At 42.6% G+C, this 15,938-nt stretch carries 16 protein-coding genes; 5 read left to right on the forward strand and 11 right to left on the reverse strand.

Annotated elements, in window-relative coordinates; translation table 11 throughout:
* Positions 1 to 53 precede the first annotated feature (53 nt).
* From K8U60_RS17150 to K8U60_RS17160, 3 genes are all read left to right on the forward strand, one after another.
* On the forward strand, positions 54 to 1,649 hold the full coding sequence (locus tag K8U60_RS17150) for an ABC transporter substrate-binding protein (RefSeq protein ID WP_223643022.1): 1,596 nt from the start codon (positions 54 to 56) through the stop codon (positions 1,647 to 1,649).
* 208 nt (positions 1,650 to 1,857) lie between these two features.
* Complete coding sequence (locus K8U60_RS17155; protein WP_223643024.1) at positions 1,858 to 2,181, forward strand: PadR family transcriptional regulator; 324 nt, start codon at positions 1,858 to 1,860, stop codon at positions 2,179 to 2,181.
* Complete coding sequence (locus K8U60_RS17160; RefSeq protein WP_223643025.1) at positions 2,174 to 3,205, forward strand: DUF4097 family beta strand repeat-containing protein; 1,032 nt, start codon at positions 2,174 to 2,176, stop codon at positions 3,203 to 3,205. The genes K8U60_RS17155 and K8U60_RS17160 overlap by 8 nt, the downstream gene beginning before the upstream one ends.
* A 189-nt stretch (positions 3,206 to 3,394) precedes the next feature.
* Here the strand turns inward: K8U60_RS17160 and K8U60_RS17165 are convergent, their stop codons facing one another.
* The 3 genes from K8U60_RS17165 to K8U60_RS17175 form a co-directional block, all read right to left on the reverse strand.
* The gene (locus tag K8U60_RS17165; protein ID WP_223643027.1) at positions 3,395 to 3,871 is read right to left on the reverse strand and encodes a cupin domain-containing protein; all 477 of its coding nucleotides are present in this window, start codon (positions 3,869 to 3,871) and stop codon (positions 3,395 to 3,397) included.
* Positions 3,872 to 3,954: 83 nt separating this feature from the next.
* A complete protein-coding gene (locus tag K8U60_RS17170; RefSeq protein WP_223643029.1) occupies positions 3,955 to 4,431 on the reverse strand; it encodes a cupin domain-containing protein in 477 nt (158 codons plus the stop codon).
* A gap of 504 nt (positions 4,432 to 4,935) precedes the next feature.
* The gene (locus K8U60_RS17175; RefSeq protein WP_223643031.1) at positions 4,936 to 5,820 is read right to left on the reverse strand and encodes a proline iminopeptidase-family hydrolase; all 885 of its coding nucleotides are present in this window, start codon (positions 5,818 to 5,820) and stop codon (positions 4,936 to 4,938) included.
* A gap of 167 nt (positions 5,821 to 5,987) precedes the next feature.
* Between K8U60_RS17175 and K8U60_RS17180 the strand changes: the two genes are divergently transcribed.
* Together K8U60_RS17180 and K8U60_RS17185 are read left to right on the forward strand one after the other, a co-directional pair.
* Positions 5,988 to 6,680 carry an AIM24 family protein gene (locus tag K8U60_RS17180; protein WP_223643033.1) on the forward strand — a complete coding sequence of 231 codons (693 nt, stop codon included), beginning with the start codon at positions 5,988 to 5,990 and terminating at the stop codon, positions 6,678 to 6,680.
* 107 nt (positions 6,681 to 6,787) lie between these two features.
* Positions 6,788 to 7,204 (forward strand): ester cyclase, encoded by a 417-nt coding sequence (locus tag K8U60_RS17185; protein ID WP_223643035.1) that lies wholly within the window; start codon positions 6,788 to 6,790, stop codon positions 7,202 to 7,204.
* A gap of 100 nt (positions 7,205 to 7,304) precedes the next feature.
* Here K8U60_RS17185 and K8U60_RS17190 read toward each other — a convergent pair whose 3' ends face one another.
* From K8U60_RS17190 to K8U60_RS17225, 8 genes are all read right to left on the reverse strand, one after another.
* Entirely contained in the window at positions 7,305 to 7,928 is a 624-nt protein-coding gene (locus tag K8U60_RS17190; protein WP_223643037.1) for a zinc dependent phospholipase C family protein, read from the reverse strand.
* A gap of 81 nt (positions 7,929 to 8,009) precedes the next feature.
* Positions 8,010 to 8,567: a DEAD/DEAH box helicase family protein gene (locus tag K8U60_RS17195; protein ID WP_223643039.1), complete on the reverse strand. Its 558-nt coding sequence runs from the start codon at positions 8,565 to 8,567 to the stop codon at positions 8,010 to 8,012.
* A 51-nt stretch (positions 8,568 to 8,618) separates the two neighbouring features.
* Positions 8,619 to 9,464 (reverse strand): aminoglycoside 6-adenylyltransferase, encoded by an 846-nt coding sequence (locus tag K8U60_RS17200; RefSeq protein ID WP_223643041.1) that lies wholly within the window; start codon positions 9,462 to 9,464, stop codon positions 8,619 to 8,621.
* A 384-nt stretch (positions 9,465 to 9,848) separates the two neighbouring features.
* Positions 9,849 to 10,991 (reverse strand): endo-1,4-beta-xylanase, encoded by a 1,143-nt coding sequence (locus K8U60_RS17205; protein ID WP_223643043.1) that lies wholly within the window; start codon positions 10,989 to 10,991, stop codon positions 9,849 to 9,851.
* A gap of 453 nt (positions 10,992 to 11,444) precedes the next feature.
* Positions 11,445 to 12,521, reverse strand: coding sequence for an NAD(P)-dependent alcohol dehydrogenase (locus K8U60_RS17210; RefSeq protein WP_223643045.1), 1,077 nt, complete (start codon positions 12,519 to 12,521; stop codon positions 11,445 to 11,447).
* A 700-nt stretch (positions 12,522 to 13,221) separates the two neighbouring features.
* Positions 13,222 to 13,743: a GNAT family N-acetyltransferase gene (locus tag K8U60_RS17215; RefSeq protein WP_223643048.1), complete on the reverse strand. Its 522-nt coding sequence runs from the start codon at positions 13,741 to 13,743 to the stop codon at positions 13,222 to 13,224.
* 163 nt (positions 13,744 to 13,906) lie between these two features.
* The gene (locus tag K8U60_RS17220) at positions 13,907 to 14,893 is read right to left on the reverse strand and encodes an aldo/keto reductase (RefSeq protein WP_223643050.1); all 987 of its coding nucleotides are present in this window, start codon (positions 14,891 to 14,893) and stop codon (positions 13,907 to 13,909) included.
* A gap of 186 nt (positions 14,894 to 15,079) precedes the next feature.
* Complete coding sequence (locus tag K8U60_RS17225; RefSeq protein ID WP_223643052.1) at positions 15,080 to 15,937, reverse strand: SRPBCC family protein; 858 nt, start codon at positions 15,935 to 15,937, stop codon at positions 15,080 to 15,082.
* Between the last annotated feature and the right edge of the window lies 1 nt (position 15,938).

The following is a 15,938-nucleotide window of genomic DNA, read 5'->3' on the forward strand; positions in this document are numbered from 1 at the left end:
CAGACGGTTTTACATTCAACTAAGCAGTCCAATCCACAACAAGGAGTGATTCAATGAATTTAAGATCTCTAACATTATTATTAATCGTTTCCACCATGCTTCCACTCTTCTTGGCAGCCTGTTCAAGTGAAGATTCCAGCGACGCAGAATCTTCCAGCGCTCAAGATACCCTCATTTTCGCCCGGGGCGGTGACGCAGTATCTTTAGACCCGTCAGAAGTGACGGATAACGAATCTGAAAACGTCGCTCAAAGCATCTTGGAGACATTGACGACTTTCGCGGAAGGAGAAACGGTGGTGGAACCGATGCTGGCGACCGAATGGACCGAATCGGAAGACGGCCTCACTTATACGTTTACCCTTCAAGATGGGGTTAAGTTCCATGACGGCACGGACTTCAACGCGGACGCTGTTGCCTTCAATTTTACTAGATGGATGAATGGCGGCGGAGATAAGTTCCCGATGTACGGAACCGTATTCGGCGGCTATCAAGGGGATGAAGCCCATAATATCGCAGCCGTTACTGCAGTGGATGAATCCACAGTGGAAATCAACTTGAACAATCCTCAGCCGACGCTGTTGAAGGACCTTGCGCTTACTCCCCTCTCTATTTCGAGTCCGGCAGCGATTGAAGAGGCGGGTGAAGAGTATAGAAGCAATCCGGTCGGCACAGGCCCCTTCATCTTCCAGGAATGGCAGCCGAACGAACGGATTGTTTTGGAGAAAAATGACGATTACCGGATAGATGGGCTTCCTAAACTCGAACATGTGATTTTCCGGACGATTCCGGATAATTCCTCACGCCTCAATGCACTGTTGAGCGGTGAAGTAGATCTCATTACTGGCCTGGATTCCGAGTCCTATGCACAAGTTGAAGAAGATCCGGAGCTAGAGCTGTTTTCGCGTCCTCCCCTTAACCTTGGCTATCTGGGCATGACGTTGACGCACGAGCCATTCGACGATCCGCTAGTCCGCCAGGCACTCAGTCATGCGGTGAATAAAGAGGCGATGGTCGAAGCGTTCTTCGGTGAAGGGGCGATTGCTGCAAAAAATGTAATCCCTCCAGCTGTTGAAGGTTATAACGACGACATCGAACCGTATGCATATGATCCGGAAAGAGCTAAAGAGCTGCTTGCAGAAGCAGGACTCCCGGACGGCTTTGAAATGGAACTTTATGCCATGCCTGTATCCCGCCCGTATATGCCGGACGGCGCTAAAGTGGCGGAATATCTTCAGTCCAATTTTGCGGAAATCGGCGTCGAAGCGGAAATCGTCACCTTTGAATGGGCGACCTATATCGAAAAAGCGATCAACGGTGAAGCCGACGCGTTCCTGCTCGGATGGACCGGCATGAACGGTGACGCCGATAACTTCATCTATACATTGTTGCATGGAGACAATGTGGGATCGACCAACTCGACGCAATACGATAATCCCGAGCTGAATGCGATTCTGGATGAAGCAAGAACCATCACCGATCAGGAAGCGCGAAATGAACTATACAGGGAAGCGCAGGTTATCCTGCACGAAGATCCACCGATCATTCCGCTCGTCCACACGTCACCGTCTCTGGCAGGCAAAGAGAACATCACAGGCTTTGATCCGCATCCGACCGGACGTGTAATTACAACGGAAATTGAATTCGAATAAGATAAATAATTAACAAACTGAATGATTTAAGATGGCCCCATTTCAAGCGATGAAGTGGGGCCATCTTTTTTTCTGAGCTACTTCCTTACCAATTTAAAAATATTCAATTATTTCAGCACAGTACCTTGCATTGAACACTAGCTAATGATATATTGTCCATTAACTACTACTGTTCATTAAACAATAGCTAGGAAAGGAGAGGTAAGTCGTGAATATCCAATTTAAAAAAGGCGCACTGAATTTATGCGTACTGGTGCTGCTGGATAAACAGGACCGCTACGGCTATGAGCTGGTGCAGAAAATTTCAAACCAGATCTCCATTTCGGAAGGTGCTGTCTATCCCCTTCTCCGCCGGCTGACCAAGGAAGGCTATTTTAATACCTATTTACAGGAATCGAGCGAAGGGCCTCCAAGGAAGTATTATTCGCTCACCGAACTCGGCAGAACATACCTGCAGGAACAACTCGACGAATGGAAAAGCTTCACGGATGGAGTCAATAGACTAATTGAAGAGGGTGTGCAAAATGACTGAAAACCAATTTCTCCACGAACTCGAAACGGCTTTGAAACAGCTTCCGCAAGAAGAGCGCAACGATATTCTCCAAGACATCAGAGAGTATTTTGCGAACGGCAAGGCAGATGGCAAGACGGACACTGAAATCGCAGCGGAACTCGGCTCACCCGAAGCTATCGCGAACGAACTGATCGAGTCTTTTGATTTCAGCAAAACGGACTTCCCTGCAAGCACCAACGATCTGACAGAAGATGAATTCGATAAAGTCGACATTCAACTCGACAATGGCACCCTGTTCATCTCACCTTCGGAAGACGGCAAAATGCATACAGAGATCACCGATAAAAGCTACCGGCAACAGCTGTCCGTCGATATCCTCAACCGCACACTGGTCATTACGTTAAAAGAAGAACCAAGAAAATGGGGCATCTTCAGTTTTACGGCGAACATGAAATCCCCGACACTCAAGGTACAGCTGCCGGATAAATTCTACAAAAGTATCGATATTGCATCAGATCATGGCAGCATCAACGGGAATCACTTCCAAAGCACGCAGATCCACGCGGAAACCGATAATGGCCGCATTACACTTGAACACATGAGCGCGGGTGAATGCGTTGTCCAATCAGACAACGGGGATATTAACTTGCAGTGCATCCAAGCCAAAAAACTGAGAGCCAAAACCGATAATGGCCAGCTCAAGCTGAAAGAGATCCAGGTAAACGAAGTGCATGCCACATCCGATAACGGCGCCATCGTCATGAAAGAAATCGAAGGGGATGTGCGCGCAAAAACCGACAACGGACGCATCCACCTTTTGACTGCCGATGTCGAGCGGAATATTGCGCTTGAAACCGACAATGGCTCCATTCTTCTTGAAACGCAGGTTGAGCCAAAAAATGCGACAATCCGGGCTGAAGTGGATTGGGGATCGGTATCCGTATTCGGCGTGAAGAACAGAAAAAGCATTTTTGGAAATGGAGATCATGTGATTGACCTGCAATCGGATAACGGCAGCATTACCGTACAATTGGCGAATTGAAAAGTCAGTTCGGCAAGGAACTGACTGTGGTACAACAATTAGTTGCAACGAGTTATAAGCTCAAACAAAAAGGACCGATTCGGTCCTTTTTGTTTGAGCTTAATTCTTTTGCTCTCTTTTTAGATCTGGTGTAAAAGGATTTCAGAACCCCTTTTCCTTAACGTGCAGTATTAGCCGTATCGCTTTATTTCAACCTAGAATTTCGATGCCGTATTTCTTTGCGGTTGCCACAAATTTGTCCATATCAAATTCAACAGGATCCGTCGGCAATTCATACTCAATTGCTGGTTCGCCCATCTCAATGAAAAATTGTTCCACTCCTGCAGGCGTGAACATAAACAGCACTTTAGCGGGCAAGGACCCTTCGACTTTAAATTTGTGCTTAATGTGGCGGGGCACATAAATAAACGTACCTGGATTTCCGATGATTGTTTTTTCCCCGACGGTGAATGTCAGTTCGCCTTCCAATACATAATACATGTCTTCTTCATTGCTTTTGACATGCAACGGCGTTTCGTACTCTGGCGGCAAGAGTCCTTCAATCAAACTGAAAACACCATTCGTTTCTTCGCCGCTTGCTTTTACTTCCATTAACGTGCCGTTAAACCAATAGGCATCCCCTTCTCCATGTGCAAACGAAAACGCGTTACTCATTTGCTGTACCACTTTCATCACCCTCCCCATTTTTGGAGTTTAATAAAGCATACGGCAATTTCAATACGGATCGGTAAAGAGACTCTGTATACAGGTTATCCCAACAGTTCGATGCCATATTTCTGGGAAGCTGCCATCATTTTCTCGATATCCGGCTTCAGCGTATCCGGCGGCAATTTGTGTTCATTCGCTGCCACACCTGATTCAATGTAAAATTGTTCTCCTCCAGCAGGCGTTAACAGATTCAATGTTCTAGCCGGCTCTGCGCTTACCACTTTAAACTTATGCGGCATGTTGCGCGGCGCGTGAATGATGGTTCCAACTTTTCCTGTCACCGTTTTATCGCCGATGGTGTAGATCACTTCACCTTCTAAAATATACATGGTTTCTTCTTCATTTCGATGAAGATGCAGCGGCGTTTCATAACCTGCTGGATGCACTCCTTCAATTAAGCAAAAAACATCATTTGTTTCTTCACCGGATGCTTTGATTTCCACAAGATTGCCATCAAACCAATAAGCTTTTCCTTCTTTATGGGCAAACGAAAAAACATGATTTAATTGCGGTTCCATTTTTCAACCCCCTAAAGTTATTTCCAGTAAACTAAGTGTCAGACTAATTTCGTCCAATAAGTTTTTTGGACATAAACCCAATAGGCAGTAGGCAGCGCATGATAAAAGAAGCAGCAGCTTGTTTTGGTGGGTTTAATGCAATTAACTCAGTTTTCCCTCCTCTCTCTATACAATGTTTTGAAAAAAACAAAAGCCGTTCCTTCTATATATATGTATACATCCATTTTTCACTTTGCATTATACGCTCTCATAAGACGAATTTCTATTTTTTTGTTATATATTTGACAAATAAATCAACCTTATTTCATCACTGAAAACATGAGGATTGCGTTATACCGTTTATCACCTGACTCTCGGCAAATTCACCAACGAAGTTTGAGGGTGAGTTACAAGAAGATACTCAGCAGTTAGTCAGTTAAAACTTTCCATGGCTAAATTTCATCGGAGATGTTGGAGAAATGAAAACTCAGTGGGTTTTTCAATCCCACTGAGCAAAGTTTGTTTTTATGCACCGGGCCGCAATTCCTGGCGGTTCACCCACTCGCGGACCGTCTCCACATATGCTTCCGGTTCTTCTATTCCCGGCATATGGGAACTGTTTTCAAACACATGGAATTCACCGTCTTGAACCAGTCCCGCATAATACTCCGTCGCTTCAGGACTGGCTGCATCAAATCGGCCGCATGAAAACAGTGTTGGAATTTCAATTTCAGACAAGCGCCCAGTCGCATCAAAGTTCTTTAACGTTCCGGTGACGGTAAAGTCAGAAGCCCCCCACATAAAGTTGTAAATTTGATGATTCAGCTGTTCCATATCTTCCTCCATCTCTTTTGGCCACGGATCAACGCGGCACATATGGCGTTTATAATAAGCCATTATCGCCTGTCCATACTCTTCCGTTTCCGTCGTTTGGTTCCGCTCGCTCTTTTCAATCGTCTCTTGGATTTCTTGCGGGAATTGCTTTAAGTAATTCCGCTGGTCCTGCTCCCATCTCTGCGCATCTAACACCGGTCCGGAAAAAATAACGCTGCGGACGCCTTTAGGTTTTTTGAACAAATAAGAAGCGACCAGCATGGTCCCCCACGAATGGCCCAGCAAATGAAACTCTTTCAGTTCAAGCGCCTGAATAACTTGTTCCAACTCCTCCACAAAACGCTCCACTGTCCATAAAGCGGTATCTGTGGGGCGATCCGATTTGCCGCATCCAAGCTGGTCGTAATGGATCACCGGCCGGTCTGTTCCCAATTGGCGGAGCGGATCACTATCACTGCTTTTCGATCCCGGTCCCCCGTGCAGCACCACTAACGGGATGCCGGGGCCATTTCCGCTGATCCGGTACCAGACATTTCCCCCAGTAACAGGGATAAATCCTTCTTTGGCATTGTCCATAATTACCTTCCTCCTCTATTTGAAAGCTATATAACTACTATTTCCTTTCCCGACAAATAAACTCCTCTTTTAGAGAAATAACAGAAAGCTACGCAAATCCTTTTTTCACCGGAACTATTTTTCCACTGAAACGTACATACTGTTATCCGATTAAAGGAGGAATTCTTATGTCCAAATACTCCATTCACCAATTTGTACAGAAAACACAGCAAGACGAAAGCGCACGTGAATTTTTTGAACTTGAGACGGATCGACTTTTGGAAGTGAACTTGAACGGCTTGGTCTGGGCTAAAGCCGGGTCCATGATTTCTTATGAAGGAAACATCAAATTTGAGCGGGAAGGCATGCTTGAGCATGGGCTGGGGAAATTCGTCAAAAAAGCCTTCAGTGGCGAAGGCGCACAGCTGATGAAGGCAAATGGAAACGGGAAACTTTATATTGCGGATCGGGGCAAGAAAATCACCATTCTGGATCTGGAAGGCGAAAGCATCTACATTAACGGAAACGACCTGCTCGCATTCCAGGACGGCCTGAATTGGGACATCAAACTCATGCGCCGCGTAGCCGGAATGATGGCAGGTGGCCTGTTCAATGTCCGCCTGGAAGGACATGGACTTGTCGCGTTCACATCTCATTACGAACCGCTCACTTTGCTCGTCACGCCTGACAGACCGGTATTCACTGACCCCAACGCAACAGTCGCATGGTCGGGCAGCCTCGAACCGGATTTCGTCACCGATATCCAGCTGAAAAGCCTGTTTGGCAGAGGCAGCGGTGAATCGGTGCAGATGAAGTTTTCCGGCAACGGCTTTGTCGTCGTACAGCCTTTTGAGGAAGTTTATCATGCGCAGCAGAGCTGATTTCAATTTAAATGCTCCGCCAGTTGCCATGATCCGGCATCTGGCGGGCTTTTTTGTCCATCATTGAATCTAAATTTTAATACAACCAAAAAAAGGATGGGATTAGTATGAGTAATAAAGATTTATACCGAAAGTGGATGGAAGCTTGGAATACAGATATCTCCTTAATCGATGAAATCGCACATCACGAATGCATAGTGCATCAGGCAAGAACTGATGGGAAGGATTCAAAAAGATACAGTGGTCCAGAAGCGTTGAGAGATGTAATTTTGTCGGGAACTTATTTTTTTGATGAATATCAAATGTCATTAATTGTTGAACCGATTGAAGAAGGAAACTATATTTCTGCTCGCTGGAATTTCACAGGAAAATATAATGGAAAAATGGATGGAGTAACTGTTGATAGAGGGAAAGAGATTTCATTTGATGGGACTGATATTTTTTATATAGAGAATAAAAAAATCAAGGGCTATTGGGTTTCTTCTGATGGAGTTGATTTTATGAAACAATTAAAACTCATTTAGGGAATAAACTCGTTTTGGACAATTCTAATTTGAGTTGGAGTACCTCTATCAGCCCTAACCAGATTCGCACGATAAATGATAAAACTTGTAGGTCATTGCATTACTTTGAATCCTCGAGCTTCTCTTTAGCTGATATGTAAACATCGATAGTTTCTTTTACTGCTGCATTTATGTAATCCAAGATTTGTTTCAATGTATAGACTTCCAACTCTTCTTTTAAGTCATCTTCAGTATAGACAAAGTCCAGTAGCGCTTCTTCTTTAAATTTCTGCAGATTCTCCGACTCGATTTCAATTATGTTGTTTTTAGGAATCGGAACATTTTTCAATTCATTCTCAAGGTTCCCGCACTCAAACCATTCAATCAATTGACCGTTTAACTTCCTAAAATCGTTATGCCATCTATCAAGCAGGCCAGGATCCGCATCTACGCGGTTCTTGAAATTGTTTTTAAAATATACCTCTTTCATCCAAACATCGTCGGAAATCAAATGCGTTAAATATCCTAGTGCATAGTCACTTTGAATTACTGAACGGTATTTTTCGGTGAAACAATTATAGTTCACTCGTCTTGTTCCATTCTCTAAACTTCCCTCTAAAAAATGGGATTCCGTTTTCCTTTCTCTTGTTAAAGCCGCATCCGGTGCAATTCCTCCTAAAAGGAAAGTCTGCTTATTTTCAATCGACAGATTTTTGGAAACTTGATCCGCAATGATTAAATGCATGATTCGTGATCCCAACAGGATTTCCTCCTCTCTAACTTAAAGCTATTATAATAATCCTTCCTGCAACTTGATGTTCCAAAACTACAGATCAAATTTCTTTTTGATCATTTCGGCAACTACTTCAGCGCTCAGGTTGGTGTTATCGATTCTAAAGTAATGATCCTTTTGAATTTCCCCTTCTTCAGAATTTAATCTCAAAGTGTCCATAGACATCAATAAATTTTCTTCAGATTGCTTTAGATTTCTTTTAGTTGGTTTTTGTTCCAACCTATTAGGTGTTTTATTTCGTTTAAGCCTTACTTCCACATCTGCTGACAATTCTACAAAATAGCACTGGGCTCCTTGAGCATTAAATATACTGCACATATTTTCGACCTTTTCCCAATCCTCTTTTTGGTTGAAGGCCCATACAAAAGTAAATACCATTCCATATTCATTACTTTTGGAAAAAGACCGAAATATCTCTTCGCGAAAGATGTTCGACAACCTCCACATTTCCGAACTAAACCCAAAAAAGGGTTCCAATAAATCAATGGTCATATGGTTGTGGAATAGTTTCAAGCTCGTGATTTTCGATAATTCTTGCCCTACTGTCATTTTCCCGACTGCTTGGGGACCAAATAGTAAAACAACTTTCATTTCAAGTCCCTCCTGCATTTTATTTAACATGATCACTTAATAAGGAAATAGCTAAGTAACCATTTCCAATATGTTTTGGAAGTGTTTTTCGTCGGCATTCATGCCTGTCTTTTCACTTAGACGCCGATTCAATCTAAGGATTTCAGGAATCATGGATGTGACTGTTACCAGGAGTTCATCCGACTCTCTCCTGCATCTCCACTCCTCTAATACAGATAGCTGCCTACTATTCAGGATGCTTCTTTTTCCTTCAACTTTTGACCAACTGCCATAAGAAGCATCAAAATGTTCATCCATTTCCATATACCAGCCAGAAACAACTAGCCACCGCATCCTATCCAAATTAAATTCAGCGTGAAGCATTTCCTTCCTCATCACGGCACGATACATTTCATGAGCAAATGCGAGAATCTTCCCTTTCCAGAACTCCACTTCTTCTGTCGAAATTTTATAATGGATGTTGGATGACTCTTTTATGACTGGACTTATTAGGCGGTTGGGATCGTAAAGTACTTCTACTCCTTTTAGCCAGATGGACGGGATAATTTCATCCGGAGCATGATACCAGCTATCCACTTTGACAAAACAATCATAATGCGTAACCACCACAGGCTCTCCCGGATTAGTATTTTCATGAAACAGCACGTTTCCCCATTTCTCCGCTCTGACACATTTCTTCTCAATGAATGCAGTTCTCTTTTCAGGCTTTACAATTATGTGCAGGTCTATATCTGAGTAGTTGTCAAAGTTTTGTTTCGCTAACGATCCTGCCAGGTAAATAGCGAGAACATTCACATCTGCCATTAAGTCCTTCAAAGCGTTTTGCAATAGAACTTTTCGATGTTTTGGCAAAGAGGCATCTCTTTTTAAATGTATATCTTCAGATCCCAAGCACATCAACCCATCCCCTATATTTTTTCTTACCTTCCAATATCATACTTTCGCTATCCGTTAAGAAATTCCTCTTTTTATCTAGCAAGCCTCTTACTTGAAATTTTAGAGCACTCATCTTTTAAAGCATTCGTAAAAGGCACTTCTGCAAAAAGGGTGCGTTCGGGTCGTACTACTAAGCAAAGCTATACAATCGAAATCAACAATTCATTTCCATTCAATACTCCTTAAAATTTCATGCCAAGCTTCAACATTACTTTTTCCGATCCATAGTTTGCTTCGGAACATAAATTTGCCATAGAAAAACTGCATTTCCGTCGTCAGCAGTGCCAAACAACGAAAATGCAGTTCAAAATGGATTTCTTTTAAAAATCTCACATAGCTTTTTTATTAATCCATAATTGCCCAGTAGGCAGGTTTCACTTTATAATCGCGGCCAAAAACAAATGGTGCGTCCACACCGACGCCATCATTGTATTCTTCAGCACGATCATTCAACCAGGTATGGTCATCTGCAATGCCCCAGAATGTGACGCTGCTGATTTTGTCATCCAGTCTTTCATATAATTCAAACAAGTCATTATAGCGTTCTGCCTGCGCTTGGAAACGGTCTTCAGGGATTTCGCCATAAGTTGGATAAGCCGGTCTTGGCGGCCAGCCGTAAAGACTGATATCCAATTCCGTAATTTGATTGTCTAATCCAAGGCTCGCAAACATGTTGATGGAATCCTCGGTTTCCTGAAGGGAAGGCCAGCCTAATTGAATGTGCCCCTGATGTCCTACCCCATCAATCGGTACTCCATCAGCCAATAAGTCTTTAACAAGATTGTATAAATCTGTCCGTTTTGGTTCTACTTCGGTATTGTAATCGTTGATGTAAAGCTTAGCATCTTTGCCGGCATATCTTCTGGCAGTCTCAAAAGCGACTTTGATATAATCAGTTCCTGTCAATTGGTACCATTGAGATTCTCGAAGGCCGCCTCCGTCATCGATGGTTTCATTGACCACATCCCATGAATCGATGTCATTTTTATAGCGTTTGACTATTTCTTTCACGTGCTTTTCCACACGTTTAAGAACAATTTTTTTGTTTTTCTCACGTTTCTTGGCATCCGTTTCATCAACCATCGGCTTGCCGTTATTATCTAGGAAGAACCATTCGGGGACTTGGCTATGCCAAATTAGCGTATGAAAACGGACCTCCATATTATTTTCTTTCGCAAACTTGACGATTTTATCTGCTTCTTCAAAATTGAATTTCCCTTCTTCAGGCTGGATTGAAATTGGCTTCATCACATTTTCAGCCACAATGCTGTTGTAGTGATGCTTCAGCACTTCTCCGCTTTCACCTTCAAGCTGAAACGGCTCCACCGCAGCGCCAATTGCAAAGGAATCCTCGTATCGTTCATGGATCGGATCAACGTCCAAAGCCTTCAGGGAATCTTCAGCATTTGCGGAACTATTCAGTCCTGCAGGTAATAAGAGGGTCAAAGCTAAGCCGGTGATTATGGGTTTACGTAGAACTTTCAGCATTTCTATCTCTCCTTTTTACTTCGTTTTTTTAAAAAAGGTCTTCAGAAATCTCCAATCCTACCTCCTGTCTAAAGTTTTAAGATTGCAATTCATCAAAAGAAAGCGTTTTCATTTGCAAACTTAACGTGATTATACCAACGAAATGTTAGTTTGTGCATTACATAAACTAAGTTTTCAGAGTAATTAATCAAAAGGGTTATATAGTAACAGAAAACTGAAAATGGAATTTTAAAAATAAATTGACTATGTAGTTCGAAAATACTGTTTTAGGAATATAAACCCACTCAACCTTTTACCATGTAATTTATGTAGATTAAAATGATTTTACAGTAAAGCGCAGTTTCCAATTCGACTAATTTTTTTGAATGGTTCAGACATAATCACTGTAAACTATCCGGATTTCAATAAAAAAGGGAACTTGTTTTCAACAAGTTCCCTTTTCTTATATAGAATTCAGTAATTAATTTTCAGAACCGGTTTAATGACTGACCCATTCTCCGATTCTTCAAAAGCCTTATTGATTTCATCAAATTCAAAGAATTTTACCATTCGATCGTAAGGAAATTGTCCATTTTTATAGTAAGAAATCATTTCCGGAATGAATGTTTGTGGACTTGCATCACCTTGACTGGTCCCTGTAATACTTCCGCCTTTTAATGCCAATGCTTCCAAAGGTATAGAAAGGTTAAAATCAGTAACGACAGTAACTATTTTCCCAAAAGTATCCAATGAGTCGATTGCCTGTGCAATCACTATATCGACTCCGGTCGTATCAAGAACGTGCTGTACTCCTGCCCCAGTAATTTCTTTAATCTTTTCCGCAACATCGACACCCTTGCCACTTTTTATAGTAGCTGTTGCACCCAGCTCTTCAGCCAGTTCTAAGCGATTTTCATGAAGGTCAATTCCAATAATGTTTTTACAACCTGCAATTTTAGCAGCCATGATCGCACTTAATCCTACGGCTCCGACACCAAATACCGCAATAGAACTGCCTGCTTCTGGCTTCAGCACATTCAAAACACTACTAGCTCCGGTTTGCAGGCCACAACCTAGTGGAGCCGCCAAAGCTAAATCCATACCCTTATCAATTTTCACAACATTCCTTTGGTTGACGAGTGAGTATGTTGCAAATGAAGACTGACCAAAGAACCTGGAAACCAATGTATTCGTATCTGGATCTATGTGGCTATTGAGATTAAGTTCACCATAATACCTGCAATGTGCAGGGTGACCGCCTATGCAATTATCACATTTTCCGCAACTTGCAAATGAAACAACCACATGATCTCCTTTTTGAAGTTCAGTGACTTCAGATCCGATCTCTTCAACAATTCCGGCGCCTTCGTGGCCCAGAACTGCGGGTGGATCGACCATACCGGTGTCTCTCCCTGAAACATCCGTATGGCATATTCCGGAGGCTGCTACTTTTATTAAAACATCTCCCGAACCCAGTTCCGGCAATTCAATATCAGTGATTTCAAACGCTTGCCCTGTTTTTGGCGTGACTGCAGCTTTAATTTTCGTCATACTATCCTCTCCTTTTGTAAGGTTTGTCTAGGGGTAATACACATAAGCTTGAGCCCTGTTTTGTTTGTAGTATTCGAAGAAGCACAGGAATCAAGTAAAATAGCAATCAGCTCCAGCTCCTTCTCTTCCCGCCATCCTCATTATTCAAACGTTCTATAAGTTAAATACCGCATCGGTTTACCTTTTAATAGGCCTATGATTGTTCAATTTCATAATTATTAGATTGAGTCTCAGCAATAATAGATGATGATATACTAACTAAAAAACATATCATTTTGAAATCGTAAATACTGGAATTTTTATTGATAAAAAGCGATACGATGGCAAGCAACAGCTGTTTTCATGAATTAGTGAAGGCTAAAAAAGTTTAAATAAATTGGTGGAGATGAACTTGTTCATGAATCATAAAAAACAGATAAACACATCTTCTGATAAAGATATTTCTACTTTTTGGTTTCCAGGGCGCTGGGTCGGTGGCCTTTCCTTAATTATTGGGCCGCTCCTAACCCTTGGACATGCATTGAGAACTGTAGAGATCATTCTACAGTTCTTTTCTTATTGACCGGGGCATGAACTACTTCTGTGAAATCGTGATCTGCAAACTGTTTTTTCTTACGATTAGTCAATAGATCTCCAAGTAGAAAACAAGTAATTAATCCAGGGCATCTCGGAAAGTCCGAAAAGACGCTGACAGTTATTTTTACTCTTTCATAACTAATACAGAGACATCTTTCCAACCATAAGCTACATCATTAACTATTTTCCCTCCAAACTCGCTCGTCTTACGAAGATATTCCTTTCCTCCGAGCCGTTTATAGAAACCAAGTCCGGATTCATTTTGTTCCATTACCCACACCATTATGGAATCAATGTCTCTTTCAATAAAATGCTTCGCAATAGTTGAAACAAGTTGTCTTCCTATGCCTAATCCTCTGCATTCCGATAATAGATAAAGTGAATATAATTCTCCATTAAAATTTTCATCATTAAGACTTTTACCTGATGCAAAGCCGATAATTTTTTCTGCATCATTCACTGCAACAAAAATAAAAGGATCTTCTTCACTGTTTAAAAAATCAAGCCACTTTTGTTCTGCTTTTTCATAGGATAATTTGTCTAAGTAACTGTCTGGGACTAATCCTTGATAAGTCGTCTTCCAACTTTCAACGTAAACGCTTGCTATACCTTTACTATCTTCTTCATTTGCTTTTTTAATTTTCAAACTATTACCTCCAGTAATGCACAATGTAACTATTTTAACCTATTTTGACGCAATATATTTGCGGAAACAAGAGCAACAATCATTTTAAGAATTGAAGTCTATGCAAAAAAGGCTCGGGATAAATTACCGGAACCTTTCTTCTTCGTCCTATAGGAATGACACCTTATTTCCCTGGCAAAACCGCTTTAGCAGAAACCAACCCAGTCTCCACCAACTCTTCCCAAAAAGCAGCGGGAATAGATGTCTTCATCGCCTGCAGGTCTTCCTTGATGCGGTCCGGCCGTGTCGAACCCGTTACCACTGCTTTCACTGCAGGATGTGCTGTCGAAAACTGCAGCGCGGCATCTTTCAAGTTTACACCGTGATTGTTTGCCACATCATTGAATCGTTCGACTCTTTTTTTGATGTCAGGCGTGATTTCCTGGTAATCAAAATAATCTCCGCCGAGCAATGCACCCGAGTTGAATGCTGATCCGATTACGAGTCCGCCTTCTTTTTCCTGCGCGAGCCGCATCATCCGTTCCAAGGCACGCTCATGTTGAAGCAGCGTGTATTGTGTAGCGGACAAGCTCAAGTCCGGATGGGATTCTTCCAGTTCAAGCGCTACTTCAATCGGGGTAGTTGTATTGACACCAAGTCCCCACGCTTTGATCACGCCTTCGTCTCTGAGGCGATCCAACACCTTAAATGCTCCTTTTCGCGCTTCATCGAACTTCGTGATCCATTCATCCCCAAGAAAATCCGGCGAGAGGTCATGCACAAAAACCATGTCCAAGCGGTCTGTTTTTAAACGCTTCAGGCTGTCTTCAATCGATTTGAGTGTGCCTGCTTCCGTGTAATCCGTTTGGATCTTATTCTTGCGGCCATGCTCAAACAGCCCCTCTTTTTCTTCCTCTTCGTCCAGTATAATCCGGCCGACCTTCGAACTCAGCAGGAAGTCATCACGCTGATAGGAAGACAAAACTTCACCGAGCCTCATTTCAGCCAATCCTGCACCATAAAACGGCGCCGTATCAAAATAGCGGATGCCTTCTTCCCATGCCGACTGGATCGTCTGCATCGCTTCGTCTTCCGGAACTGCTCTGAACATATTGCCAAGCGGCGCTGTGCCGAGTCCCAGTTTGTTTTTTATAGTCAATTCGTTTTTCATTTATGGACACCTCTTCTGAAATAGATTTGGTACATATCATCTATAAGTATCTACCCGCTGGGTAATTGGCTAAACTGGCACAGTGCTTTTGCATGTCAAATCAAAAAATAGCCCCTGTGAGTCTTCACTTTACAGGGGCTATTCCAAAAGTTCCCTAGTTCTTTTTCATGATGCAACGACTCTACATTAGCGGGCCAAATTTTTCAGAATGCTTTGCCACCCTTGGCGCTGAAGATGCAAATCGTTTTGCTGTTCTGCCTCGAAGCGTTCTTCAATCAAACAGCCATAAGGTTTCTCAAAGATATCGATTCGCACGTTGCGCCCGTCACCCAACACAAAATATAATTTTTTGCCTGGTTCAATTTCCGTATAAGTACCCCAAAAATCAAAAGACTCACTGCCGTCCTTTGCAGACATTTCGTAGTGGAATTCGCCTCCGAAGGCTAAAGTATTTTCAGCGTTTGGACAATGCCAATCGTCGCTGGCGTAATTCCAAGACATAACTTTTTCAGGCGTGACAAGCTTTTCCCAAATTATCTCTGGCCGATTGCGCGACTTTTCGCGAAGGGTTATGACCTTCCCTAAATCTCCACTGGTTTCAAGCCGAGTCGCCATGCGGTCAAAAGATTTTCCCCAGTTCTCTTTAAACTCTTCGGCTTGTCCCTCCGGCAAATCTTGCTCAACTTCAAAAATACATGTGCCATCTGCCTGCGGAATAAATCGATAATTCTCGAAGGCTCCTGACCATTCTCGAGCCAAAGGGGAATCATAGTCATCGGCGCCATCCATCACCACGCCCACGTGCTTGATCGAAATAAACTCTGGCCACTGACTTTCTACAATTTCCGATAACATGCCATTTTCCATCCCATTTTCATCTTCCGCCACAAAACGAATAGCGCTGCCCTTAGTCCACTCCCCATAAAAGGTTGATCCTTCAGAGAACGTTTCTGTCCAAAAACGATAATGATCCGGATCAACCACAAGTTCCCAAAGCAGTTCTGGACCGACATCAAAAGCCCTTTCAAGGTGAATTCTAATCATG

The sequence above is a fragment of the Planococcus circulans genome (assembly GCF_020023385.1).
Classification (GTDB): Bacteria; Bacillota; Bacilli; order Bacillales_A; family Planococcaceae; genus Planococcus.